At 56.9% G+C, this 24,921-nt stretch carries 13 protein-coding genes and 2 pseudogenes; 10 read left to right on the top strand and 5 right to left on the bottom strand.

The genetic code is table 11. From position 1 onward, the window contains the following. Window positions 1-55 precede the first annotated feature (55 nt). The gene (locus RISK_RS03695) at window positions 56-1,468 is read right to left on the bottom strand and encodes an isoaspartyl peptidase/L-asparaginase (RefSeq protein WP_047812887.1); all 1,413 of its coding nucleotides are present in this window, start codon (window positions 1,466-1,468) and stop codon (window positions 56-58) included. Window positions 1,469-1,878: 410 nt separating this feature from the next. Here RISK_RS03695 and RISK_RS03690 point away from each other — a divergent pair, with 410 nt between their 5' ends. After that, a complete protein-coding gene (locus RISK_RS03690; protein WP_150122475.1) occupies window positions 1,879-2,100 on the top strand; it encodes a hypothetical protein in 222 nt (73 codons plus the stop codon). 150 nt (window positions 2,101-2,250) lie between these two features. Next, on the top strand, window positions 2,251-2,700 hold the full coding sequence (locus tag RISK_RS03685; protein ID WP_236695991.1) for a hypothetical protein: 450 nt from the start codon (window positions 2,251-2,253) through the stop codon (window positions 2,698-2,700). Between the two features lie 235 nt (window positions 2,701-2,935). Here the strand turns inward: RISK_RS03685 and RISK_RS03680 are convergent, their stop codons facing one another. Together RISK_RS03680 and RISK_RS32770 are read right to left on the bottom strand one after the other, a co-directional pair. Continuing rightward, entirely contained in the window at window positions 2,936-3,547 is a 612-nt protein-coding gene (locus RISK_RS03680) for a hypothetical protein (protein ID WP_047812885.1), read from the bottom strand. Window positions 3,548-3,888: 341 nt separating this feature from the next. Further along, a complete protein-coding gene (locus RISK_RS32770) occupies window positions 3,889-4,062 on the bottom strand; it encodes a hypothetical protein (RefSeq protein WP_201778926.1) in 174 nt (57 codons plus the stop codon). Between the two features lie 15 nt (window positions 4,063-4,077). On the opposite strand from RISK_RS32770, the gene RISK_RS32765 reads away from it, so the two are divergent. Together RISK_RS32765 and RISK_RS03665 are read left to right on the top strand one after the other, a co-directional pair. Continuing rightward, a complete protein-coding gene (locus RISK_RS32765; RefSeq protein WP_201778925.1) occupies window positions 4,078-4,302 on the top strand; it encodes a hypothetical protein in 225 nt (74 codons plus the stop codon). Window positions 4,303-4,669: 367 nt separating this feature from the next. Continuing rightward, window positions 4,670-8,620 (top strand): PVC-type heme-binding CxxCH protein, encoded by a 3,951-nt coding sequence (locus RISK_RS03665; protein ID WP_047812883.1) that lies wholly within the window; start codon window positions 4,670-4,672, stop codon window positions 8,618-8,620. Between the two features lie 610 nt (window positions 8,621-9,230). Here the strand turns inward: RISK_RS03665 and RISK_RS03660 are convergent. Both RISK_RS03660 and trpE read right to left on the bottom strand, forming a co-directional pair. Further along, window positions 9,231-9,722: a DUF2314 domain-containing protein gene (locus RISK_RS03660; RefSeq protein WP_053061049.1), complete on the bottom strand. Its 492-nt coding sequence runs from the start codon at window positions 9,720-9,722 to the stop codon at window positions 9,231-9,233. Between the two features lie 212 nt (window positions 9,723-9,934). Beyond that, complete coding sequence (gene trpE, locus RISK_RS03655; protein ID WP_236695990.1) at window positions 9,935-11,470, bottom strand: anthranilate synthase component I; 1,536 nt, start codon at window positions 11,468-11,470, stop codon at window positions 9,935-9,937. Window positions 11,471-11,710: 240 nt separating this feature from the next. Between trpE and RISK_RS03650 the strand changes: the two genes are divergently transcribed. From RISK_RS03650 to RISK_RS03625, 6 genes and pseudogenes are all read left to right on the top strand, one after another. Next, complete coding sequence (locus RISK_RS03650; protein WP_047812882.1) at window positions 11,711-12,232, top strand: UvrB/UvrC motif-containing protein; 522 nt, start codon at window positions 11,711-11,713, stop codon at window positions 12,230-12,232. Next, complete coding sequence (locus tag RISK_RS03645; RefSeq protein WP_047812881.1) at window positions 12,229-13,320, top strand: protein arginine kinase; 1,092 nt, start codon at window positions 12,229-12,231, stop codon at window positions 13,318-13,320. Before RISK_RS03650 ends, RISK_RS03645 begins: the two co-directional genes overlap by 4 nt. 53 nt (window positions 13,321-13,373) lie before the next feature. Then, window positions 13,374-20,009: an excinuclease ABC subunit UvrA gene (gene uvrA / locus RISK_RS03640; protein WP_047812880.1), complete on the top strand. Its 6,636-nt coding sequence runs from the start codon at window positions 13,374-13,376 to the stop codon at window positions 20,007-20,009. A 93-nt stretch (window positions 20,010-20,102) separates the two neighbouring features. Next, window positions 20,103-22,688, top strand: a pseudogene (gene topA / locus RISK_RS03635) (type I DNA topoisomerase); the annotation flags it as partial. 774 nt (window positions 22,689-23,462) lie between these two features. Then, the gene (locus RISK_RS03630) at window positions 23,463-24,167 is read left to right on the top strand and encodes an acetolactate decarboxylase (protein ID WP_047812878.1); all 705 of its coding nucleotides are present in this window, start codon (window positions 23,463-23,465) and stop codon (window positions 24,165-24,167) included. Then, window positions 24,164-24,418: pseudogene (locus RISK_RS03625) on the top strand (hypothetical protein); the annotation flags it as partial. The gene RISK_RS03630 and the pseudogene RISK_RS03625, both read left to right, overlap by 4 nt. Window positions 24,419-24,921: the final 503 nt, after the last annotated feature.

Genomic DNA, 24,921 nt, shown 5'->3' with positions numbered 1-24,921 from the left:
GAGCCCTCATGAAACCGTGAGAGCATGTGCGAACCGCACCTTTGGTTGTCGTCGTTCAGTCGTTGAGTGGATCAGGGAATTTGGAGGTGTGGTCGTGGACGATTCGCCAGCCTTCCGGAAAACGCTGGAACACGAGCGTGAATCGGCCGCCCATCGGTTCGTCTCGTTCGAGTTTCCAGACTCCCAGGACTTGCATGGCAGCGTCGCCGAGTGGCAAGAATTCGAGATCCGTGAACGTGAGTTTTCCCATTTCTTTCGACGTTGGATAACGTTTCTTGTATCGCTGCCACGTCGCGTCGAACCCGCGAGTCACTTCGCCACCGGAGGAAAACGTGAGCTGGTCGCTCTTCCAGTAGACGTCCATGAACGCGTCGATGTCGCCCGCATTCCAGTCGCTGGCTTGCTGTTGGATCAGAGCCGTGATTTCCGCCGCGGGTGAGCTCGTTTGGTCCGTCGTGTCCGCAGGGGCTCCGCCGTTGTCGAGGATCAAGTGCGTCTCGAATCGTCCGGTGCTGTCGGCTGCAGCGCAGCTCATGCCAGGTGTGTTGTGCTGCATCACGATCTCGCCGGTTTGTGAAACGGCGATCAATCCACCGATGCCAGGCTGAAGACGATTCAGCATGATCTCCGTGACGGCTGATTCGAGCGATTTGCTCGCGTAACGCATTTGAGCTGCGATGTCATAGGCGACGCTGTTACGGATGTACTCTTCGCCAACACCGGTGCCGGAAACGGCGCACAAGCCATTGGCGGCGTACGTGCCTGCACCGACGATCGGTGAATCGCCAACTCGTCCGGGCAGCTTTTGGGCGGTGCCACCGGTGCTGGTTCCTGCGGCCAGGTTCCCATGCGAATCCAACACCACACAGCCAACGGTTCCCAAGTGGGATTCGTCTTCCTCCTGATTGGCGGAAGCAATGTTCGCTGCGTCATCGCCATCGCGTTGGGAGAGAAAGTATGCCGGATCGACGAGAGGCACTTGCTGTGTTTCTGCAAACTCATCGGCACCGGGACCGACGAGCAGCACGTGTTTCGTGTTTGTCATCACCCGGCGAGCAAGCGAGATTGGATTCTTGACCTTGGTCACGCCAGCAACGGCGCCACACCCGAGTGTCTTGCCATCCATCACCGAAGAGTCCATTTCGACGCGTCCGTCATTTGTCAAAACAGAACCACGCCCGGCGTTGAAGATTGGATTGTCTTCCAAGGTGCGGATGACGGCTTCGACGGTGTCCATGGCGGTTCCGCCGTCGGCGAGCAGGTCGCGTCCTGTTTCCAACGCGTGTTGCAATCCGGCGGTTCGTTTTTGGCTGGATGCCTCACCGAGTTGTGCGGGAGAACTGCCTGCTCCGCCATGAATCACGATGGCCCAGGTTGGTTTCATGGCTGGCTCTTCACTGTGGGTGCTCCTTGTGCTGATCAACGCCAATAGGATAGCGGGGACAAGGATCGTCGCATTGAACTTCATACTTCAGGCCTCAAGCGTCGGCGACACAACGAACTGGATTCAACGTCGAAACCATCTTCCATCGGCGAGAGAGACGCGGGAAGGGGACGCGATCGGGCGGTCCGCGGCGAAGGGAAGAAGAGGTGAGGCAGGATTCTGACGGCTGCAGCAACGCCGGCAAAGGCCCGGTTCGGTGGGGATTCCCTGCTTCAAAAGGAAGCTTTTTGAGGCTGATGTCACGGGGATTGTTTTTTAAAAAAGATGGCGGCGGTCCGGCGTGAAACTGGCAACGTGTTGTGTAGGCGGATGCGTTCGTTACACAAGTTTTTGCTACTGGAGAACTCACTATGTCCCGTCCATCTCATCGCCAATGCCGTCCCTTGGAGCATCTCTTTCGAGCCACGACGCAGTCGGGAATTTCCAATTCGAGGATGACCAATTTTGAGCCCAGCCCGAATGTCCAACGATTGAACATGGAGCTCGATGGCTCACCCGGTCAGGACAAGAAACCGTCGTCGATCAACCGCATTGCCGCTTATGAGCGACAGCATCTGCCGACGGGGAGACGCGTGGTGGACACCGAGGCGGTGGACCACTGCTTTGGCAGCGACGTGGATTACTTGGTGGATTTGGACGACTGCTCAAGCGAATGAGGTGAGCGTCACCACGGTGGCTGGCGATGCACTGAGTCGAATTCTTGTGACACTTCGATGCAAAAGCGTCCTTTGTTGAAGGAGAGAATGCGTGGCCGTGATGGCCGCCCTTTCCATGTTCCTTTCTTTCACGACGCGCAGAGGTGCACGATGAATTTCCAACGAGTCTCCTTCCTGATCGCAACGGCTTTGCTGTCGGCTGCTTTCTGCAGCAGTGACGTCGTTGCCCAGTGCAGGTCGGGTGGCGGCAGATCGCCGAGCGGCAGCCCGGCCTCGTACACAAGCAACTCGATGTATCCGCAGAACGCTCTGGTCTCCAATGGGTATCCCCAGGGCAACTTGGCCGCGCTGCAGTACCAGCAACAGCAGTTGGCGTCCCAACGGCAAGTCGCAAACGTCGCCTATGAGAACTTGCAGCGACAACGACTCGCTGCGATGCAGTTTGAGACAGAAGTCCAACTGCAACGTTTGGCTCGTGCGGAAGCGAAAAGAGCCGCTCGAGCAGAACGCATCGCCGCCCGGTTGCGTGAGCAAGGGCGATTGGATGAGTCCTACACTTTGGCGTCGGTCCGTGTCGGTGAAGACATTCCGCGACGCTGACTCAAGACCGAGCGAAGAAGTGTCAGGTTGAAATTGTAGCTCAGGCTTCGAGTGGTCTGTCAGAACTTGTTTTTAGTGTAGTGGACGAGGCCACGAGTCCTGAACTGGCGTGAAATCCAAGGACTCGTGGCCTCGTCCACGACGATCAACCCTCACTTTTAGCTGTGACAGACCACTAGCCTGAGTTGCACGCAATCACCGGCTGAAGCCTATGCCACTTGATTTCCGACCTGCCTTAGACAGGGCTGGATGCCAAGGCAGCCGATTTGGAATGGCTGAAGTGGTTGGCGGTGCCGATGCCGTGTGGAGCCGAGATTCCCTGCGACGCCTTGTGAGCCCTGCCCGTCGTTTCGTGGGTGCTTCGCGAGCGGTACGCCCAACGGACGTTCAGATCATCGACGGCAACCAGCAATGGATCGGCGTTGCAGTCGACACGAGCTTGGTACCTGACCACAACGGTTGATCCACTTTGGACCGTGTTGAAGTGCAGGTTGAGGTTCCGGTGCATGGAATGGTTGGTCGGACGGGACGGATTCCCATCGATGTGAGTTGAGAGGATCTGATCGAACATCAGATTGGGGCTGTAGCTGCGTGACAGTGCCACTTGCACGACGTCGTCTTCGTCCTCGACCTGAGGCAGCTCCAGCGTGATGCGGAATTGAAGAACGTCTCCAGCAATCGCGATTTTCTTGTCGCATGATTCAAGCCAGCGAAGTGGCCCGGCTTCTCCACGAGAGATCGCGATGGTCTGAGATTCGTGGACTGCAGCTTGAATCGTGTTGCACGATTCGATGAGTTTGTCCAAAGCCAAGTCGTTTTGGGGAGAGTCCACTCGTGTCAACTTCATGCGTTTTGTTCCTGATCCACGTGGGCCTGATTTTCAGAGAAACGGCTTCATTGCCGAACTCTCTCTCCGTCGCATGAAGAGATCTTTGCACCTGAAATCGCGCGGCGAGCAGGAGTCAAGACGAGAAGCAGGGAAACTTCCGCCTCGAAGGGGCACGCGTGTGATCTGGAACGATTATCAGGACGCGTGGGATTGGGGCATGCAGAGAGAAGGAGACGCGGTCGCTCTCGAACGCTCCTTCCGTGGACTTTCGATCGAATCGCATTCCCGTGCGTTCGGCGGTTGCGAAGCCAGGATCGGAATGAGTGGGCTTCACTGATCGCGTGGTCGATGCTGCCCAGCTATTCCAGGATGATCTGGGTGAAGTCGGCGAATTTGGTTCCAGCAAGATCGGCAGCGATGACCCGTTTGGCGATTTCAAAGTCCACGACGATACAACATGTTTCCATTGTTCCTGAGCCAATGCTCCCGCCGTCGCAGTGTCCCAATCCAGTCCAGCCGAGAGTCTCGTTCATGCGATCCTCGAGAGCATGGCGTTTGCTGAGATCTTTTTTGCTTCCCATCCCTTCGATCGCGTATTCGATCAGCAGGACGTCGAAGTCGTCTTCATCGAGGGGGGCGTAGCCATGGCCCAGCGGCTTGGCGAGAACGGACAGAAGATTGTCGCTTTCAGACTGGTTCTTGTCGCATTTGTGTATTTTTGTTTCGCCACGTTCGCCGACGAGCCCCCAATCTCCGTGATTTTTGGCCCGTGAACCCAAGCTTCGTGGTACCGGAGTTCCGTATCTGAGCGAAGGTAGAGTTTGAGCATGGCAGTGGGCGTTTGAGTTGCGTCGTCGCATGATTGGGATCTCAAGGCACGCCCCATGCTAAGCCATTGCATCTGCGTGGCAGCGGCAACATCCTCGGAAATCCCGTGCATGTTCCTTCGCTTCTCGTTACGATGCTTCGTTTTGAACCTGTTTCGCTGGCTTGTTGCTAGGCAGGTGGACAGGAATGATCGGACACACCCCTGTGAGCCGTTTGGGCGTTCGCCCCGGTTGTACGTGGGAGCAACTCCTGCCGACCTGCTTAGCCCCGCTGAAATTGCACATCAAGAATCGACAACCGAGAAAGAAAACTATGCTACGACGCATCCTGACAGTCTTCCTTTTATGCGGCGGTATTTTGCCGAGCCTGATGCCGCAAGCTGGTGCCGAGGAGGCGATTGAGTTCCAGGCCAACGACGTGGTCGCCATCTACGGCAACGGCCTGGCCGATCGAATGCAGCATGACCCCTGGGTCGAGACCTTTCTCCAGCATCAATTGAAAGGGCTTGATGTCAGTTTCCGAAACATGAGTTTTTCGGGTGACAAAGTCAATCAACGTCCAAGGAACAAGGGCTTCACCAACGACATCGAGTATTTGAAACACGTGGCGCCGGATGTTGTTTTCTCTTTCTATGGTTTCAATGAGTCGTTTGCTGGACCGGAAAAAGCGGGCGAGTATCGCGATGAATTGATCCAACTGGTTCAGCGGTACACCCAGGCCCGAAAGGACCAAGGGGAGGACTTGCGGTTTGTTTTGTTCAGCCCGATCGCCTACGAGAACACCGGCGACCCGAACCTGCCCGACGGCACAGAGTTGAACGCGAACTTGGCGGCCTACACCGAGGCGACTCGTGAGGCAGCCGAAAAGACCGGTGTGGAATTCGTGGATTTGTTCTCGCCAACCTTGCAATTGTTTCAATCGAGTTCCAAGCAACTCACGCTCAACGGCATTCACCTCAATGCGACCGGTTACAAGGAGCTTGCTGGGATCATTTCTCGGGCCTTGTTCGATGAGGCGCCTGCTGCTGATGCGGATTTGGAACCCTTGTATGACGCGATCAAGGACAAGAACTGGCATTGGCACAATCGTTACCGGGCAACCGACGGCAACGACATTTGGGGCTCTCGGTCCACATTGACCTTCGTGGACGGGCAGAGCAACGCCGACGTGCTGAAGCACGAGTTGGTGATGCTCGATGTGATGACGGCCAATCGCGACAAAGTGATTTGGGCAGCTGCTCAGGGGCGAACCTTGCAAGCGGACGACAGCAATGTGCCACCGCCGGTCAAGGTGATCTCGAACATTGGCGGCGGGAGTGCCAGTTCCAGTGCGAGGAAAGAGGGCAGCATTGAGTACCTCAGCCCCGAGGAGTCGATGGCAAAGATCAATGTGCCAGAAGGCTACGAACTGAATGTCTTCGCCTCGGAGGAGCAGTTTCCTGATCTGGCAAACCCGGTCCAGATGCAAGTCGACGCCAAAGGTCGCCTTTGGGTTGCGAGTTGGAACACTTACCCCAAGTGGGAACCAGGCAAGGAGATGAATGACAGCCTGATGATCTTGGAGGACACCGACAACGATGGGAAAGCGGATGTCCGGAAGATCTTTGCTCATGTTCACAATCCACTCGGTTTCGAGTTTTGGAACGGGGGCGTGGTCGTCACGTCTGGTCCCGATTTGTGGTTCTTGAAGGACACGGATGGCGATGACAAGGCCGACGTGCGATATCCCATTCTGCAAGGGCTCGGCACCTCGGACACCCACCACGCCGCCAACAATTTGATTTACGGGCCTGACGGCGGGATCTATTGGCAAAGTGGTATTTTTCTCGTCCACAACCACGAGACGCCTTGGAAGCAGAACCTGAACATCGGGGCGTCGGGCATGTACCGCTTTGACCCGCAAACATTTGCGATCACCCCTCACGCGGGTAACTCGCCCAATCCGCACGGAACCAGCTTTGACTCTTGGGGCTACTGCTACGCCAGCGATGGAACCGGTGGGCGTTGTTACCAAGTGCGGCCCGAAGGCAACGGTTTCAAGATGCACCAATTGCTGGAGAAAGAGTTTCGTCCGGTGGCCGCCAATGCCATTTTGTCATCGGAGCATTTCCCCGACGAATTGCAGGACGACATCCTGATCTGCAACACGATCGGTTTCTTGGGAGTCAAGCAGTACAAACTGGACCGAGAAGGTGATGTCGTCGAGGAAGACCTGGCAGAGAAGACCCAGGAGGAACCGGGGTACGTCAAAATCACACAGGGTGGTGGGCTGATCACGGTCGATCATCCCGCGCTGAAGGACGCCAAGATCACGGGGTTCAAACTCAGTGTGAATGGACGCCAGCAGATGAATCTCTCCGAAGTGGAGGTCATCAGCGGTGGCCAAAACATTGCGGCGACTGCCAAGCTGAAGCAATCCAGCGAGTACAGCAACGGAACCTTTCCCGTGCAACGGCTCGTCGATGGTGACAAGGGAAACTTTGCTCACACATCGCAACAGAAAGACCCTTGGATGCGAGGTGACTTCCCGTCGCCCGTGCAGATCTCCGAGTTCAAAGTTTGGAATCGCAAAGGATTCGAAGATCGTTTCAACAACGGCAAAATTGAGTTCCTCAACGGCAAGGATGTTGTCGCGGCAGTGGATATCCAAATCGCTTCGGTTGCTCCGGAAGAGAAGCGACGAGAGGTCGGTGAAGTTTGGGGAACGCCCGGGTTGGAACTGCTCAACAGCGATGACCGGAACTTCCGTCCCACCGATGCGGTTGTTGGCGAGGATGGTGCTCTGTATGTCTCGGATTGGCACAACGCGATCATCGGTCACATGCAGCACAACATTCGCGACCCCAATCGTGACCACGCTCACGGCCGGATTTTTCGATTGACGGTCAAAGATCGTCCCCTGCAAAAACCCGTCAAAATCGCGGGCCAGCCCATCGAGGCTCTGCTCGAAAATCTGAAGCACCCCGTCAATGGTGTTCGGCATCGGACTCGAATCGAGCTCACCGAGCATGACTCCGATCAAGTCATCGCAGCAACGCAAAAGTGGATGGCGAACTTTGATCCCAATGACGAAACGGAAGCTCATCACCTGTTGGAAGCACTCTGGTTGCATCAGCAAAACGGGGTCAAGAACCAGGCTTTGCTGAACCAATTGTTGGAGTCCGATGTCCGCCACGCTGTGGTCGCAGCCAAGACGGTTCGGCACTTTTGGGAAAAGGTTGATACGACCGGTGGAAGCGAGTTTGCCGCGCCTGCGGAACTTGAATTCGTGAAGTACGATCCACCCAAGCACCTCAGCCCGGCAGACCGCAAGACGTACGAGTTGGGCGCGACGATCTATCAGCGTGAATCGCACTGTGCGACCTGTCACATGACTCACGGCAAGGGAACGCCCAATGTCTACCCGCCATTGGTCGGCAGCCCCTGGGTCAACGGGAGCGAGGATCGGCTGATCAAGATGGCCCTGCATGGCGTGTGGGGCAAAATGACCGTGGCCGGGAAGACTTACGACCCTGCCCGAGGCGTGCCGCCCATGACCGCGTTCCGATCTTTGTTGAAGGACGATGAAATGGCCGCGGTTCTGACCTTCGTGCGGAACACTTGGGGGAATGAATCCTCGGTCGTCAGTCGGCAGTCCGTCACGCGTGTTCGGGAAGAAACCAAAGACCGGACGACGTTCTACAAACCCGAAGAAATTCTCCGTGTTCATCCGCTGGAGAAGGATCTGATGGATGAGAACGCCGCACCCGAGGCGGAGGTGTTCTCCAACGAGGAACTGGAACAGCAGCTCCTCACCGCTTCACCTTCCAAGCTGGCGCAGGTTGCCTTGGCGAAGGGGAATTTTCAACGCGGCAAACGGTTGTTCCACGAATCGTCTGCAGCCTGCTTCGCGTGTCACTCGCCACCCGCGGGCACCGTGCGAATGGGACCGGACTTGGAAAAGGCAACGACCAAACGCACGAATGAAGAACTGGTCGATGCCCTGCTCCGCCCGTCCAAGTTGATCGACAAGGACTACGCGCAGGTGAGCGTGCTGACCGTGGATGGTCAGATCTTCACTGGCATTCGTGTGAGTGAAAACGACGACGAGATCGTGTTGCGGAATCTCGCTCAACCGGAACCCATCACGATTGCGCAGGACGATGTCGAGGATGTGATCGAGTCGGAGGTGTCTTTGATGCCTGAGAACTTGATGCGGCAGATGAAGAACCGCAAAGAGTTCAACGATCTGTTGAAGTACATCATCGAAGTCCGCAAGAAGTGAGTCTGCGTTGATGCTGGCTGGATGATCCATCTTGGTGGTTCCCCACGAGGATCCCGGCGGGATCACAGATGGTAGCCGGGGGGTGCTGCGTAGCAGTGCACCCCCGGAATTCGAGCCCCAATAACACACTCTCCATCCCTCCGTGGCCGAGGCCACGGAGGGATGGAGAGTGGAGACGTGGGTTTACATGTCCGTCGGTGGCGCTATCGCTTACCGACGGCTACTTTCTGCCATCCCTACCGGGATGAAAACCTACGCGGGCGACCAGTCTGCGACACCCTTCGGGGTCGAATGAATGGTCGCGTTTGAAATCCGGGGGTGTTCGCTGTCGCTCAAACCCCCGGCTACTTTCTTTCATCCCTCCGGGATGGCGTTTTTGTGGGGTGAGCAAAGGAAGTGAGTGAAAAACTCATGACACGATCGACCTGCCGGCAGCTGTGGTCTGCGCAAAAGATCCCGACGGGATCACAGATGGTAGCCGTGGGTCGCGATAGCGCACCTACGGTCAGCAGTCACTCGCGAACGCCGACCCCGAAGGGTGTCGCAGAGAACGATTTGGCCAGCGTGTATTGTTGCCTCGTCTTTTGGGAGGCTCCTCTTTGGGCCAAGCCTAGTTCGTTGGCGGGTCAACGAACTCGAGTGGTGGAGCGACGTCAGGTTCTCGCTCTGAAAGGACTCGGATCGTGTAGCCTCCGTAGCACTTTTGGCCGACGATCATCATCCAATCGGTGATATCGCTACGAGTAACCGTGCGGACATCGCCAAGCTTCAGGTTTGGAATGTTCTCTGGGTCATTTGCACACTCGCCGGTAATCTCATCGCCTTCGATTTTGATGGGAGTGAACCAGATGTGTTCCAATTCGCCATCTGACGTTGGCATTGCGAATTTGAGATTGTAGGCATCGCTACCCATCGTCTTCCAGTTGTTCTCAAAGAACGAAAGCGTTTCCTGTGCCTTGGCGATCGCCGCATTCATTTCTGAGTCGTCGTCTTCAACGTTGACGACCGGGGAGACCGAAGAGTTCGGTGTCGGTGACTCGCTGCATCCGCAGAAGGCGATGAGCGTTGATGAGACGAACCCGACTAGCAATTTGTGGATCAATGCCGTTTCCTTCGGTGAGTTGAATGTTGCCGCCGCAGGCCGATATCAGGCAATGCGTGAGGCGATTGTAATCTCACTTGGCAGTTCTGACCGAACCGCTGGAGCAATGGATCGGTCGCCGCAAACGCACGTATTGTCATTTGTCCAGACTTGGGGCGTGGGAACGCTCTTGCGATCAACACTCGCTAAAAGCCGATGCCGCGGAAGGTGGTTCAGGCGTTGCGGGCTTCTCGGGCGATGGTCCACTCGATGGCGGCGATCAGGGCGCGGGCCTTGTTGAGGGTTTCTTCGTATTCTGAGTCGGGGTTGCTGTCGGCGACGACTCCGCAACCGGCTTGCACGTGATACGCCCCGTTTTGGTGCACGATCGTGCGGAGCGCCAAGCAGGTGTCCATGTTGCCTCGGTAGTCGATGTAGCCGACCGCGCCCCCATACGGGCCGCGACGATGCGGTTCGATCTCGTCGATGACCTGCATCGCCCGGACTTTGGGGGCACCCGAAACGGTTCCCGCGGGCAAGCATGATTTCAAAGCGTCAAACGCGTCCAGGCCTTCCCGCAATTTGCCTCGCACTTCGCTGCTGATATGCATCACGTGGCTGTAACGCTCGATGACCATGATCTCGGTCAGGTCCACGGTGCCGAACTCGGCGATCCGGCCGATGTCGTTGCGACCCAGGTCGACCAGCATCACGTGTTCAGCACGCTCCTTGGGGTCGGCCAGCAATTCTTGTTCGAGGGCTTTGTCCTCTTTTTCGGTCGCGCCGCGAGGGCGGGTGCCCGCGAGCGGACGCACCGTGACCTCGCGGTCTTTGACTCGGCACATGATCTCGGGCGAGCAACCGACCAAGACACATTCGGGATTGCGGACAAAGAACATGAACGGCGACGGATTGACGACACGCAGCGAACGGTAGACGGCGAAGGGATCGACATCGCTTTTGACGGTCAGACGTTGGCTGGGAACGACCTGGAAGATATCGCCGGCGCGGATGTATTCAACGCAGTGGCGGACCGCGTCACAGAAGGATTCCCGGGTGAAGTTGGACTCGACCGGAAGTGGTTGGCGTTGGTCTTCTTCGATGATTTCGTCCACGCGAAGATCCGGTGGGCTGGTCATCAGACGCTTGATCGTTTGGTCGACTTCTGCGGCGGCGGATTGCCGGGCGGCGGCGATGGTCGCGGAGTCCGATTCTTCGTCGATGCCGCGGCAATCGGCCAGGGAGACCACCGTGATGGTCTTGTCGACGTGATCGAACACGCACAGGGTGTGATAAAAAGCGAAGTTCAGATCGGGAAGTTCGCGGTCATCTTCGGTGGTGTCCGGCAAATTCTCGACATAGCGGACAACGTCATAGCCCGCGTAGCCGATGGCTCCTCCGATGAACGGCGGCAGTCCATCCAGGGTCGCGGTGCGGTCTTGGAAGCGTTGGCGAAACGCGTCCAGGGGATCGTCGCACTGGGATTCAACGACTTCGCCGGTGGACATGTTTGTCTGCCGAACCGTGTTGCCTTTGGCGGTGAATCGGGCCAGGGGTCGGGAGCCCAAAAAGCTGAAACGCCCCACCTTTTCGCCTCCGATCACGCTTTCGATCAGAAAAGCAGGGCCGCCATCGTCCAGGTGCATGAACGCCGTGACGGGGGTCAACGTATCAGACAGCAGGCGTCGGTAGACGGGGACAAAGTCGAACCGACGGGCCAGCGATTCGAACGACGAAAGCGGCGGTTGGTGCATGAGGTTTCCAGTCATGAAGTTTCGGCACGTTGGGGCGTTGCGATAGTGTGAAGTGCGACGGCGGGCTTGGAAACCGGGTTGGCCAGCGATAGAATTCCAAGGCGTGAACGAGTCCGCCTCCTCGGGCGGTCATCACGGAGCCGTGATGCCGACCATGACAGCAATCGTGCCGCGAAGTTCGCTTCGGACCGCGAATTCCGCATCGTGCCACGGAACCTGTGTCACGAATTTAGCGAGCCATCCTGCGAGACTCTCATGAAATGCCAGTACTGCGATAAACCGGCGACTTTTCACATCACCGAATTGACCGAACCCGATGGGCCGCAAGTGCTGCATTTGTGCGAGCAGCACGCTCGGAACGTGTTGCAAAAGGGCGAACCAACGCCGGTTTCCAGCGTCGCAGGGGCGTTGGCCAAGCAGTTGCAATTGGGCCAGACCAAGGAAGAATTGCGGAAGTTGGATCAAAAAGAGTGCCCCGTTTGTGGGATCACCTTCTTTGAATTCCGTAATTCAGGACGGTTGGGTTGCCCCCTGGACTATGACTTCTTCGAAGCCGACCTCAAACCTTTGTTGCTGAATATTCACGACTCATTGGAACACACCGGAAAACGGCCCACCCGAGCGGCTGCCACAGCCGATTCACAAGCGGACTTGATCCGGTTGCGAAAAGAAATGGAAGCCGCGGTGGACCGGGAAGAATACGAACGAGCGTCCGAATTGCGAGATCAAATCAACGCGATCCAAGGCGAGCCCAAACGTCGAGGAAACGCGATATGAAAGAAGCCACCGACCTGTCGGTGTTGGTCCAAAAAAGCGGTGAATGGTTGCGTGGCACGGGCCCCGAATCCGACATTGTGATCAGCAGCCGCATCCGTTTGGCCCGCAATTTGGCGGGATTCCCCTTCATTCGAAAATGCAGTCCCGAGGACCGCGAAAAAATCGAACGCCAGGTTCGTTCCCGGCTGGAAAATCTGCCTGAATGGGACGAGATCCCTTACGTCGACATCGCGACACTGAGTGAAGTGGACCGCCAGTTCTTGGTCGAACGCCAGCTCATCAGCCGAGAAATCGCGGATTCCGAAGGCAGTCGTGCCGTCGCGATCGATCCCAGCGAACAATACTCGGTGATGATCAACGAGGAGGACCACTTGCGCATCCAGGTGATGCACAGCGGTTTGGATTTGCTCAGTGCCTGGGAACAAATTGATCGAATCGACGATGCGATTGAAGGGGAGGTGCTGTACGCATTCCACAGCAAATTCGGCTACCTGACGGCTTGTCCAACCAATGTTGGCACGGGGCTGCGGGTCAGTGTGATGCTGCACTTGCCCGGTTTGGTGATCACTCAGCAGATCGAAAAGGTGTTCCGCAGCATGCAGCGGATCAACGTCACGGTCCGTGGTCTGTACGGCGAAGGGTCGCAGTACACCGGCGATTTTTACCAGGTCAGCAACCAGGTGACGCTCGGGCACACCGAACAAGAATTGTTGGAAATGGTTGGCCAAGAGGTGGTTCCACGGATCATCGATTACGAACGCAAGGCTCGCGAATTCCTGATCGACAAGGGCCAGCAAGACCTGCATGACGACGTCAGCCGGGCGCTGGGGATTCTCAGCACGGCCCGCAAAATCAGCAGCGAAGAAACCATGCACTACTTGTCCAAGGTTCGGATGGGCGTGAACCTGGGGCTGATCGACGACGTGCAATTGGCAACGATCAACAAGCTGTTCATCCACACCCAGCCGGCTCACTTGCAAAAGCTGCACGGGCGAGTGTTGACGACCAGCGACCGGAACGTCCAGCGAGCCAGCTACTTGCAACGCCATTTGTGCGGGCCCGCTGACCGCACCGACGAACTGAACTGACTTTCTCGAAGATGCGTCTGACTGAATGGATGTATCAAACGCCGACCCAATGAGTGGACAAGTTGCAACGGGAAATCATCGTCAAAGGCGCTCGCGAACACAACTTGCGCGACGTCGATTTGACGCTCACGCGAGGTGAGCTGATATGTTTCTCGGGTGTTTCGGGAAGTGGGAAGAGCTCGCTCGCGTTTGACACGCTGTACGCCGAAGGTCAACGCCGGTATGTCGAGAGCCTGAGCAATTCGGCTCGGCAATTCATGGGCCAGATGCCCAAGCCCGACGTCGATTTGGTGACCGGGCTGAGTCCCTCGATTTCGATCAGCCAAAAGTCGACGGGCAACAACCCTCGCAGTACGGTTGGCACGATCACGGAGATCTACGATTTCCTGCGAGTGCTGTACGCTCGCGTTGGCACCGGGCACTGCCCAGCCTGTGATGTCGAAATCGCGGCGCAAACGACCGATGTCATCGTCAATCGATTGGTGCAGTTGGCCGCCGATGGTTGGCAGGACGACCAATCGTCCGAGGAGTCTGGAACGGAAGCTGCGATCGAAGACGGAACGCTGTGGGTGATGGCGCCGTTGGTTCGCGGTCAAAAAGGTGAATTCCGCGACCTGTTCGAAGACCTTCGCAAACAAGGGTTCAATCGCGCTCGTGTCGACGGGGAAACGTTTCGGCTGAGCGATCCACCGCCGCTGGATCGAACCCGGCGTCACGATGTGGAAGTCGTGATTGATCGCATTGTCGCGGGGCAAATTGACCGGCCACGATTGGTCGAAGCGGTGGAGTTGGCGCTGAAACTGGGCGAGTCGTCCTTGATCACTTCGGTCGGGCCGCCCAACGGGGAGGACGTGCCTCCGGTCCGTCACGACCAACTGTTCTCTTCGAAGTATTCGTGCGGCAATTGCGGACGAAGTTTCCGGCCGCCGACGCCGCAGCTGTTCAGTTTCAACAGCCCGCAAGGGATGTGCACGTCCTGCGATGGAATCGGCCGGCTGTACACGTTTGTGCCCGAGTTGTTGATCCCCGACGAGTCGCTGTCGATTCGCAAAGGTGCGATCGCATTGCTCGGCAAATGGGGCGACCTGGGGCGCTACCGACGTCATATCTATCGCGGTGTTGCCGATGCGATGGACGCCGAACTGGAGCTCGAACCCGGCACGATGCTGGAAACTCGCTGGGACAAACTGCCAGAGATCGCTCGCCACATTTGGTTGTGGGGCGCCGACGACTCGATGCAGTTCACTTGGCGAGGCGGACGCCAAGCCAAAAAGTATGTCGGCAACTTCGAGGGTTTCATTCCCGAGTTGCTTGATCGCTATCGAACCAGCCGCAACAAAATGCAGTTGCGTCAGTTCGAAAAGTACATGAACACGATGGATTGTCCGGATTGCCATGGCAAACGGCTGAACGATCAGGCGTGCGCGGTCCGTCTCTCGACAGGCTCGGAGGACTTTGCCGGCTCGAAGAGCCAATCGCTTCCCGATTTGTGTGAGCTTTCCATCGATTCGCTGATGGAGTTCTTCAGTGACATCCCGCTTTCAAAGACCAACGCCCAAATCGCCGGCGAGGCTCTCAAAGAAATTCGCGGGCGGATTGGGTTTTTGCTCGGCGTGGGCTTGGAATACCTGACGCTGGGCCGGACCGCGCCGACGTTGTCCGGCGGTGAGTCCCAGCGGATTCGACTTGCCGGCCAGATCGGTTCGGGGTTGTCGGGTGTGCTTTACATCTTGGACGAGCCGTCGATTGGTTTGCACCCGCGTGACAACGACCGTTTGATCACAACGTTGACTCGTTTGCGAGATGCGGGCAACACGTTGATCGTGGTCGAGCACGACGAAGACACGATGCGAGCGGCGGACACGATCGTGGACTTTGGGCCTGGTCCCGGTGTCAAAGGTGGTCACATCGTGGCGGCCGGTTCGATGGAGGACCTGTGTCGATCCCAGGAAAGCGTCACGGGAGCGTTCTTGTCGGGGGCTCGCGCGATCACGCCGAGAGAAAAGCTGCGACCGGTTGATCCCGCAAAACAGCTGACGATTCGCGGGGCGCGTTTTCACAACCTGAAAGACATCGACGTCTCCATTCCGCTGGGCGTGGTGACTTGCGTCACCGGGGTCTCGGGCAGCGGCAAGAGTTCGCTGATTGGCGGGATCGTCGAACCCGCGCTTCGCAATGCGCTCAATGGTGCCGAAGCGGATGTTGGCGACCACGATTCCATCGAAGGCCTGGAGCATCTCGACAAAACGATCGCGATCGATCAGTCACCGATTGGCCGGACGCCTCGCAGCAATCCCGCGACGTATGTGAAGGTCTTCGACGAGATTCGCAATCTGTTTGCGAAATTGCCTGAAGCGAAGGCTCGTGGGTACACGGTCGGTCGATTCAGTTTCAACGTGGACGGAGGTCGTTGTGCCGCTTGCGATGGCAACGGTGCGACCAAATTGGAAATGGACTTCTTGGCGGACATCTGGGTGACGTGCCCGGTTTGCCAAGGGTATCGGTACAACCGAGAAACGTTGTCGGTTCAGTTCAAGGGCAAGTCGATCGCCGACGTTCTGAACATGGACATCTCGGAAGCCTTGGATTTGTTCCAGAACATTCCCAAGATCGCCGAGAAGTTGCAGACGTTGGTCGATGTGGGGTTGGAGTATTTGAAGCTCGGTCAACCTTCACCGACCTTGTCCGGCGGCGAAGCCCAGCGAATCAAACTTTCGCGAGAATTGAGCCGAAGGGACACGGGCCGCACGCTGTACGTGCTGGATGAACCGACGACGGGGTTGCATTTTGCCGACATTGATTTGTTGTTGGGGGTGATCAATCGATTGGCCGATCGCGGCAACACGATCGTGATCGTTGAGCACAACTTGGACGTGATCAAAACAGCGGACTGGGTGATCGACATCGGCGTCGAAGGTGGTGCCGGTGGCGGTCGGGTGGTCGGCGAAGGTCGGCCGACAGAAGTCGCCAAAGTGGATGACAGCTACACCGGTGCGGCGCTGGCCGAGGTGTTGGGAATCAAACGCCGCCAAGCCAAAAAACGCGGCCAAGCGATCCGTGACATCGTTGCTCCGCCGGCCAAGTCTCGGACCCATGTGGTGGTCGAAGGTGCATGTGAACACAACTTGAAATCCGTCGATTTGGCGATTCCACGTGACGCGATGACAGTCTTCTGTGGTCCCAGTGGCAGCGGCAAAAGTTCGCTGGCGATGGACACGATTTACGCCGAGGGCCAGCGGCGGTATGTCGAGTCGTTGTCCAGTTACGCGCGGCAGTTCATTGGGCAGGTGCAAAAGCCCAAAGCGGAACGCATCGAAGGGCTGTCACCCGCGGTGGCGCTGGAGCAAAAGAACCTCGGTCATTCTCCACGCAGTACCGTCGGAACGGTCACCGAGGTCTATGACTACTTGCGGATTTTGTACAGCAAACTCGGCACGATGCACTGCCCGGACTGTTCGGTGCCCGTGGGAACGCAAACGCCCGATCAAATCATCGACAAGGTGATGGGATTGCCAAAGGGCACGCGAGCTTTGTTGCTCGCGCCGATCGAGGTGCAGTCTGGCGAAGCTTCGCTGACGACTTGGCAGAGCTATCGTGCGATGGGGTACTCCCGCGTCCGCATCGATGGCGAGACGGTTGAACTGGATGACGCGAAAGCACTCGACCCGCGGCGGGTCCATCTGGTGCAGATCGTCGTCGACCGAATCAAGATCACTCCAGAGGAACAATCCCGGATCAGTGACAGTGTGGAGCAAGCGTTGTCGTTGGGCGTTGGCGTGATGGACGTGGCGATCGCCGATTCGGATCAACCCGAACGCGATTGGCATGTGCTTCGGCACAGTCAGCACTTGGTTTGTGAATCCTGCGGTCGGTCGTTCTCGCAGTTGACCCCGCACCATTTTTCGTTCAACTCCGGCATCGGTTGGTGCCCTGGTTGCGAAGGTTTGGGAACCCAAACGGGGACCAATCCCGCGGCTTTGATGGGGACGCCTCAAACGACATTGGCCGATGGGGCAGCGTTGCTTTGGCCGTCCGTCGATCATGCGGTCAGTCGCTGGATGTTGCGAGCCCTTTCGCGAACAACGGGCATTCCGATTCATCAACCGATCGATTCGTTGACCGTGTCGCAGCGACGGATTCTGTTTCATGGTTTGGGGCCGCGGTGGGTCGAGGTCCGGCATGGCGACACGACCGATGACAACGCGTCCGCCGAAAAAGAACGCGTCGAAGAGGTTCGTGATCACTTTGGGGAAGGCAATGTCCTGTTCCGGTTCCAGTTCAAAGGGTTTTACCCGGCTCTGGAAGAAGCCTCGCGTTTGACGCCGGGATTGCGGATGCGGTTGGAGGCCTTTGTGGCTGAAATCGACTGCTCGGTCTGCGATGGTTCGCGTCTGCGGGATGATTCCGCGGCGGTTCGATTCCGGGACTTCACGATTGGCGACTTGGTGCACATGCCGCTGGATCGATTGTCACGAGAGATCGATTCGTGGGACCTCGATCGCCGCGAATGGAAGATCGCAGGCGAGCTGATTCGCGAAGTTCAATCTCGCGTCCGGTTCTTGCGAGACGTGGGACTGGACTACCTGACTCTGCACCGTGGTGCACCGACACTTTCGGGTGGCGAGGCTCAACGAATTCGTTTGGCGTCACAGCTTGGCAGTGGTTTGTGTGGCGTTTTGTATGTGCTGGATGAGCCGACCATTGGTTTGCACCCACGAGACAACCGGCGATTGCTGGCGGCGCTGCATCGATTGCGAGACCAAGGCAACACGTTGTTGGTGGTCGAGCACGATTACGATGTGATTTCTGGAAGCGATTACCTGTGCGACTTCGGGCCTCGGGCCGGTCGGCACGGTGGTCGGGTGGTGGCCCAAGGCAAGCCCGATGCGGTCGAACCTGCCAGCCAGTCCGTCACCGCGCCGTACTTGCTCGGCGAAAAGCAAATAGAGTTGCCTGCGGTTCGCCGCCCGGTGATTTCTGAATCGGGCAAGCCGATGGTCGAATACCTGTCGATCAAAGGGGCGCGTGAGAACAACTTGCAGGACGTGGACGTTGACATTCCGTTGGGAGTTTTGACTGCGATCACGGGCCCCAGCGGCAGCGGGAAAAGCTCGCTGATCAATGACATCGTTTACCCTGTTTTGGCGAGACGATTGCACCGGGCCAAGGTCAAACCGGGGCAGCATGATGGCATCGATGGTTTGCGTTACGTCAACAAAGTCATTCAAGTCGACCAGTCTCCGCTGGGGAATTCCCCGAGCAGCAACCCGGCGACCTACACCGGTGTGTTTGATCTGATTCGGGCTGTGTTTGCGGAGATCCCCGCTGCACGCGAGCGGCGTTTCACACCCCGGACATTCAGTTTCAATGTCTCGGGGGGACGCTGCGAATCTTGTGAAGGCAGCGGCCAACGCAAGATTGAAATGCATTTCTTGCCTGACGTTTGGGTGCCCTGCGAAGATTGTGGCGCCCGGCGTTACAACGACGACGTGCTGGAAGTCAAACTGCATGGCCAGTCGATTGCCGATGTTCTGGAAATGCCGTGTGGTGAAGCGGTCGAGTTGTTCTCATCGCATTCCCGGATCGCACGTGTCATTCAGACACTTTGTGATGTTGGATTGGAATACGTCACGCTGGGCCAGTCCGCCCCGACTCTCTCGGGTGGAGAAGCTCAGCGAGTGAAATTGGCGGCGGAGTTGGCTCGTCCTGCAACGGGGCACACGATTTATCTGTTGGACGAACCGACGACCGGTTTGCACTTCGGTGACATTGAGAAGTTGTTGGTCGTGATGCAGCGGTTGGTCGAATTGGGGAATTCGGTGATCGTGATTGAGCACAATTTGGACGTGATCAAGTGTTGCGATTGGTTGATCGACATTGGGCCCGGGGCAGGCGTCCACGGTGGGCAAGTCGTGTTTGCGGGAACGCCGGAAGGCTTGGCGGCGAAGGCGGATCCTGCCAACTGTGAAGCGGACGAATGGGTGTCTTCGACCGCGCCGTTCTTGGCCGATGCGATCTCGGGAACGCGTACCGCTGAGCCGCGAGAAATCTTGGATTGGCAGCCGACGGTCAACGGTCGAGTGGCGGAAACGAACACGGGGAATTTGCCGACGCCGACAATCGTTGCGAAGCCTGCGCCCGTTCTGCGAGTCGATTCTGAGACGCAGATTCCGGTTGCCGAAATGGTTTCGGAATCCGATTCCAACGGCGACGAGCCGGCGGATTCGATGCAACCGTGGCGCGTGTTGGGGCGTCGTTGGCACACGTTGCCGAAGGGGTTCCCCGAGAACACTCCACCTCAGTGGCCGCTGGAATTGGTGGAAGCGTTGCTGGACATGTTGTCGAATGTCGCGGGCGAAGGTGCGGTGGAGTACCCTGCCCCGGACCGTGTCTCCGTTCGGTTAGAATCGGGCGAGGAAGAAACTCCGTTGCCGCATTGGGCAGAGCTTGAAACCAAGGTCAGCGATTGTGTTCGGTTGAAATTGAGGGGGCCTCAGTCCGCGATTGATTTGGAGCAATTGTTGGCATTGGACGTGCTCCAATCTCGTTCCGACACTGGCACGTTGGACCTCAGTGATGCCGAGCGAGTGACCCTGACATTTCATTTGACCGACGTGGATCATGCACGCAGTCGCAAGCTGAAAACGTTCTTGAAAACGCACTTGGATCGGACCCGGTCCTCCACTTGACGTGTTGACGAGGCGACGGGTTTGAGCGACAAACCCGAGTCACGCACATCCGAAACCCCCCTCTTTCCACCTTGAATCGGTTCGTTCTTGCTCATGGCCAAATCGACCAGCAAAAGTTTGGTGATCGTCGAATCGCCCGCGAAAGCCCGGACGATCTCGAAGTTTTTGGGAAGTGGTTACCAGGTCGAAGCCAGCGTCGGGCACGTTCGCGATTTGCCTGGCGGAGCCAAGGACATCCCCAAAAAGTTCAAGAAAGAACCGTGGGCCTATCTGGGGGTGAACGTCGAAAAAGACTTTGAGCCGGTCTACATCGTGCCGGCGGACAAGAAGAAACAAGTCGACAAATTGAAGGCCGCGCTCAAGGATGCAGACAGCCTGTATCTCGCGACGGATGAAGACCGTGAGGGAGAGGCGATCAGCTGGCACCTCTTCGAATTGCTCAAGCCCAAGGTGCCTGTTCACCGTTTGGTCTTCCACGAAATCACGAAGGAGGCGATCCAGCACGCGCTGGAAGACCCTCGCGAGATTGACGATGGTTTGGTCCGAGCCCAAGAAACACGCCGGATTCTGGACCGTTTGTACGGTTACGACGTTTCGCAGTTGCTGTGGAAAAAAGTCGGCCGTGGTTTGTCGGCCGGACGCGTTCAGAGCGTCGCGGTCCGGTTGATCGTCCAACGTGAGCGGGAACGGATCGCGTTCAACGATGCGACCTACTGGGATTTGGAAGCGATTTTCACGACCGAGAACGGTGACTCGCTGCCCGCGATGTTGGCGACCGTGGAGGGCCGGAAAATCCCCAGCGGGAAAGATTTTGATTCGACCAATGGGAAGCTGATCAATCCGCAAATGTTGCAAATGGATGAGCAGCAGGCCAACGAATTGAAGCAGAAACTCCAGCAGGAAAGTTTTCGAGTCGCCAAGGTCGAAGTCAAACCGTTTGCTGAACGACCCAAAGCACCGTTCACGACCAGCACGCTGCAACAAGAAGCCAACCGGAAACTGGGCTTCACCGCACGCCGCTGCATGCAAGCGGCCCAGCGATTGTACGAGAACGGTTACATCACCTACATGCGTACTGACTCGACCACACTGTCGAAGGAAGCCATCAACGCGGCGCGTGATTTGGTTCGCAGTGAGTATGGCGAGAAATTCTTGCACGAAACGGTGCGAGTCTACAAAGGCAAAGTTAAAAACGCGCAAGAGGCTCACGAAGCCATTCGACCCGCCGGGACGCCGTTCCGTGTTCCTGCCGCCGTGCAGAACGAACTGGATCGCGATCAGTTTCGATTGTTCGAACTGATTTGGAAACGAACCGTTGCCTGCCAAATGGCCGACGCGAAAAAGCAACGCATCGGTGTCACGATCGAAGGTGGTGGAACCACGTTCACCGCCAGTGGCACGAGCATTCTGTTCGAAGGTTTCTTGCGAGCCTATGTCGAAGGCAGCGATGATCCCGAGGCCGAGTTGGCTGACAAGGAACGCTTGCTGCCCGCGGTCAATGAAAACGATGGTTTGTCTGTCGCGACGTTGGATCCCAAGAGTCACACGACTCAGCCACCCTCGCGTTTCAGCGAAGCGTCGTTGACTCGCACGCTGGAAGAAAAGGGAATTGGTCGACCCAGTACCTACGCGTCGATCATCGACACGATCCAGCGTCGCGATTACGTGTACAAAAAGGGCAACGCGTTGGTCCCCAGTTGGACGGCGTTCAGTGTCATTCGTTTGATGGAAACCCACTTCGAGCCGCTCGTTGACTACGACTTCACGGCTCAGATGGAGGATTTTCTGGACACGATCAGTCGGCAAGAAGCCGAGTCGCTTGAGTATTTGAAACGTTTCTACTTTGGCGATGACAACGAACCGGTCGTCGGTCAAAAAGCTGCGATCGGGTTGAAGCCCCGATTGGAAAGCAAGATCGAAGAGATCGATCCTCGAGTGACGGCAAAGTTTTCACTGGGGATTCCAACCGAGGGCGAGAACCGTGAAGAGGTGTTCGTGCGAGTTGGGAAGTACGGACCCTTTTTGGAGCAAGGCGAACGCAAAGCTCCGATCTTGGAAGGCATGGCGCCCGATGAGATGACACTCGCTCGAGCGATGGAGTTGTTCGAGGACGCCGCTCGGGAAGACGAGCCTTTGGGCACGCACCCGGACACCGGCAAGCCGATTTACATCAAGGCCGGTCGCTTTGGCCCCTATGTTCAAATGGGTGAGAAGGACGATGAAGAAAAGAAGAACGCATCGATTCTGAAAACGATCGCGGTCGAAGACGTCGATCTGGCGATGGCTTGCAAACTGCTTTCGTTGCCGCGTGACTTGGGCGAGCATCCCGAAATGAAGGAGCCGATCCAGGCTCACGATGGACGCTACGGGCCGTATGTGAAATGTGGCAAGGAGACCCGTTCCTTGCCGGCTGAGAAGTCACCCTTGGACGTGACATTTGAGGAAGCGATTGAGTTGCTCAAGCAACCCAAGACCCGTGGGCGTGCGGCACCCAAGGAACCGATCAAAAAATTCGAAAAGCCAAGCCCGATCACGGAAAACGAGATCAAGATTTTGGAAGGTCGCTTTGGTCCCTACGCGACCGATGGCGAAACCAATGCGTCGATCCCACGCGGGACGGACCCGCAAGAGATGACGTTCGAAGGAGTCTTGGATCTGTTGGCGGAACGCGCTGCCAAGGGCCCGACCAAGAAGAAGAAAAAGAAGAAGGCCGCGAAGAAGAAGACAGCGAAGAAGGCTGCGAAAAAGAAAACAGCCAAGAAGAAGGCCGCCAAAAAGAAGACTGCCAAAGCCGCGACGAAGAAAAAAGGCATCATCAAAAAGTCCTCTTGAGATGCCCTGTCATGAAGACACCCCGGCCCCGGACGGGGCCTTCGTGGGAGAGGCGATGCGGTCCCTCGCTCACCGGCTTGTTGATCTCGTGGTCCGTCAAAGTTAAAAGTTAGGGTTGATCGTAGTGGACGAGGCCACGAGTCCTTGGATTTGACGCCAGTTCAGGACTCGTGGCCTCGTCCACTACCCTAAAAACAAGTCCTGACAGACCACTAGGCAGTTCGCACAGCGTTCAGCGTAGGGCGCCGCTGGGGGACGACGGCTGGATCGAACCCAGCGCACGGTGACTGGATCTCGAATCGTCAATGCGAACTCGCGGACGACCAAGGACATGCCCATCCTCGCCGGGCAACTCCCCGAAAGAGGTTTGACCCATTGAATCTCGAGTGTGCAAATCAGACGCTCCCACTGTGCGAATCGGCGCAGCGGTGTGTCACTGGCTGGCTGACGGTGCGAATCGCGTGACAAATGCGAATGGCGTGAGAATTGCGTGAGAATTGCATGTGGGACATTGCGTATGAAGAGTGAGCAGCCAAACACACCGAAAACAGGAAAGAGCAGACCATGCGAAGCAACGTTCATTTCTTAATCGTCTCCGTTTTCACCATAGCGATATTTAATATGGGCGAGACTCAATCGCGTGCTGAGACGCCGCAGGATGGATCCATCGTTCAATACGGAAAAATGCACGAGGCGATCGGCAAGCACCAAGATCAGGGGCGTGTCCAACTGAGTGATCTTGTGAAGCGGCCCCATTTCTTTGGAGTTGGGGCGCTGCAGGGTCTCGAAGGCGAAGTGACGATCGACGATGGAAAGGTCACGATCACCGGGGTCGATTCCGATGGTCAAATGAAGCCACTTGAAAACTCGGACGCTCAGCAAGCGACGATGCTCGTTGGATCCTACGTGGCATCATGGACCAGTCACGAAACGGCCACGGCAATAGGCCCCGATGACTTTGACCAGTTCATTAGTGATGCGGCATCCGCGGCAGGCATGAACACTGACAAGCCATTCATGTTCAGTGTTGTAGGAGAGTTTAGCGACGTCAGGTTGCATGTGATTCACGGGGCCTGTCCGATTCACGCGCGGATGCAAAAGATTGATCTGCCCCAAAGTGAACGACCTTTCGAGAGCACCTTGCCGAAGGTTCGCGGAAAACTGATCGGCGTTTACGCGAAAGACGCCGTCGGAAAGCTCACACACCCAGCCACCTCCACTCACGTTCACATTCTGTTCGAGAACCAGGAAACGGGTGCTCCGGTGACTGCCCACGTCGAGCAGATCGGTCTGCTGAAAGGAGCCACGTTGATGCTGGCGAAATGAGTGCTTGGGAGGAAAGAGCAGATGAGTGCGGCGGCTTGGGTGGGTGGCATGAATCTGGGAACCGTTATTCGTTGCAGTCGTTTATAGAAAAGACCCGTGATCGTGATCTCGATCAGGGCCTCTTCGAACTTGAAACGGAACGAATGCTCGACATCAACCTGAACGGTGAGGTCTGGACAAAGCTCGGCGCCATGGTCGCCTATGCGGGAAATGTCAAATTCGAACGCGAAGGAATTCTTTCGCGTGGGATCTGAAACTTGCTCAAAAAAGCGGTCTCCGGCGAATCCGTGCAGCTTCTGTTTCGTGGCCATGGCTTCGTCGTCGTCCAACCCTACGAAGAGGTCTATTTTCAACATCGGCAGGCATAAGATGCCAGCGCATTGAGGCTAGACGGCAAAGAATCGGGTCGGCTGGGAAATACGTCAAGTGGCAAGTTGTGACGTTTGTTCACTGGCGATTATCGAACGAGCCGGCTTGCGACGATGTACGACATACGAGGGGCACTCGGTCGCGTGCTTGGGAACCGTGAAGGCGGCGGTTTCCATCGCGACTTGTTGAAACGTTGCAGATCACCCAGGGGCACATCGCATGAATGCGATGATGGGGGATTTGGCGTGCCTCTGTGTACGCTTATTCCGCTGCATGTGATGAAAAAACGAACCGCACGTCTTGCGTTGTTGATGGCGATTTTCGCCAGTCCTTCTGCCAACGCCGCTGATTTTGACGTCAGCAACCACAATGATTCTGGGCCGGG

Origin of the sequence: Rhodopirellula islandica (assembly GCF_001027925.1) — a bacterium.
Classification (GTDB): Bacteria; Planctomycetota; Planctomycetia; order Pirellulales; family Pirellulaceae; genus Rhodopirellula; species Rhodopirellula islandica.
The sequence above is the reverse complement of the archived record's forward strand: the minus strand, read 5'-3'. Positions and strand labels throughout refer to the sequence as shown.

Coding starts and splice junctions, on each gene's coding strand:
- RISK_RS03630 (WP_047812878.1), top strand. CDS start 23,463: ATGGGCGAGACTCAATCGCGTGCTGAGACGCCGCAGGATGGATCCATC.
- RISK_RS03665 (WP_047812883.1), top strand. CDS start 4,670: ATGCTACGACGCATCCTGACAGTCTTCCTTTTATGCGGCGGTATTTTG.
- RISK_RS03695 (WP_047812887.1), bottom strand. CDS start 1,468: ATGAAGTTCAATGCGACGATCCTTGTCCCCGCTATCCTATTGGCGTTG.
- RISK_RS03680 (WP_047812885.1), bottom strand. CDS start 3,547: ATGAAGTTGACACGAGTGGACTCTCCCCAAAACGACTTGGCTTTGGAC.
- RISK_RS32765 (WP_201778925.1), top strand. CDS start 4,078: ATGGCGTTTGCTGAGATCTTTTTTGCTTCCCATCCCTTCGATCGCGTA.
- RISK_RS03645 (WP_047812881.1), top strand. CDS start 12,229: ATGAAAGAAGCCACCGACCTGTCGGTGTTGGTCCAAAAAAGCGGTGAA.
- RISK_RS03690 (WP_150122475.1), top strand. CDS start 1,879: ATGACCAATTTTGAGCCCAGCCCGAATGTCCAACGATTGAACATGGAG.
- RISK_RS03685 (WP_236695991.1), top strand. CDS start 2,251: ATGAATTTCCAACGAGTCTCCTTCCTGATCGCAACGGCTTTGCTGTCG.
- RISK_RS32770 (WP_201778926.1), bottom strand. CDS start 4,062: ATGAACGAGACTCTCGGCTGGACTGGATTGGGACACTGCGACGGCGGG.
- trpE (WP_236695990.1), bottom strand. CDS start 11,470: ATGACTGGAAACCTCATGCACCAACCGCCGCTTTCGTCGTTCGAATCG.
- RISK_RS03650 (WP_047812882.1), top strand. CDS start 11,711: ATGAAATGCCAGTACTGCGATAAACCGGCGACTTTTCACATCACCGAA.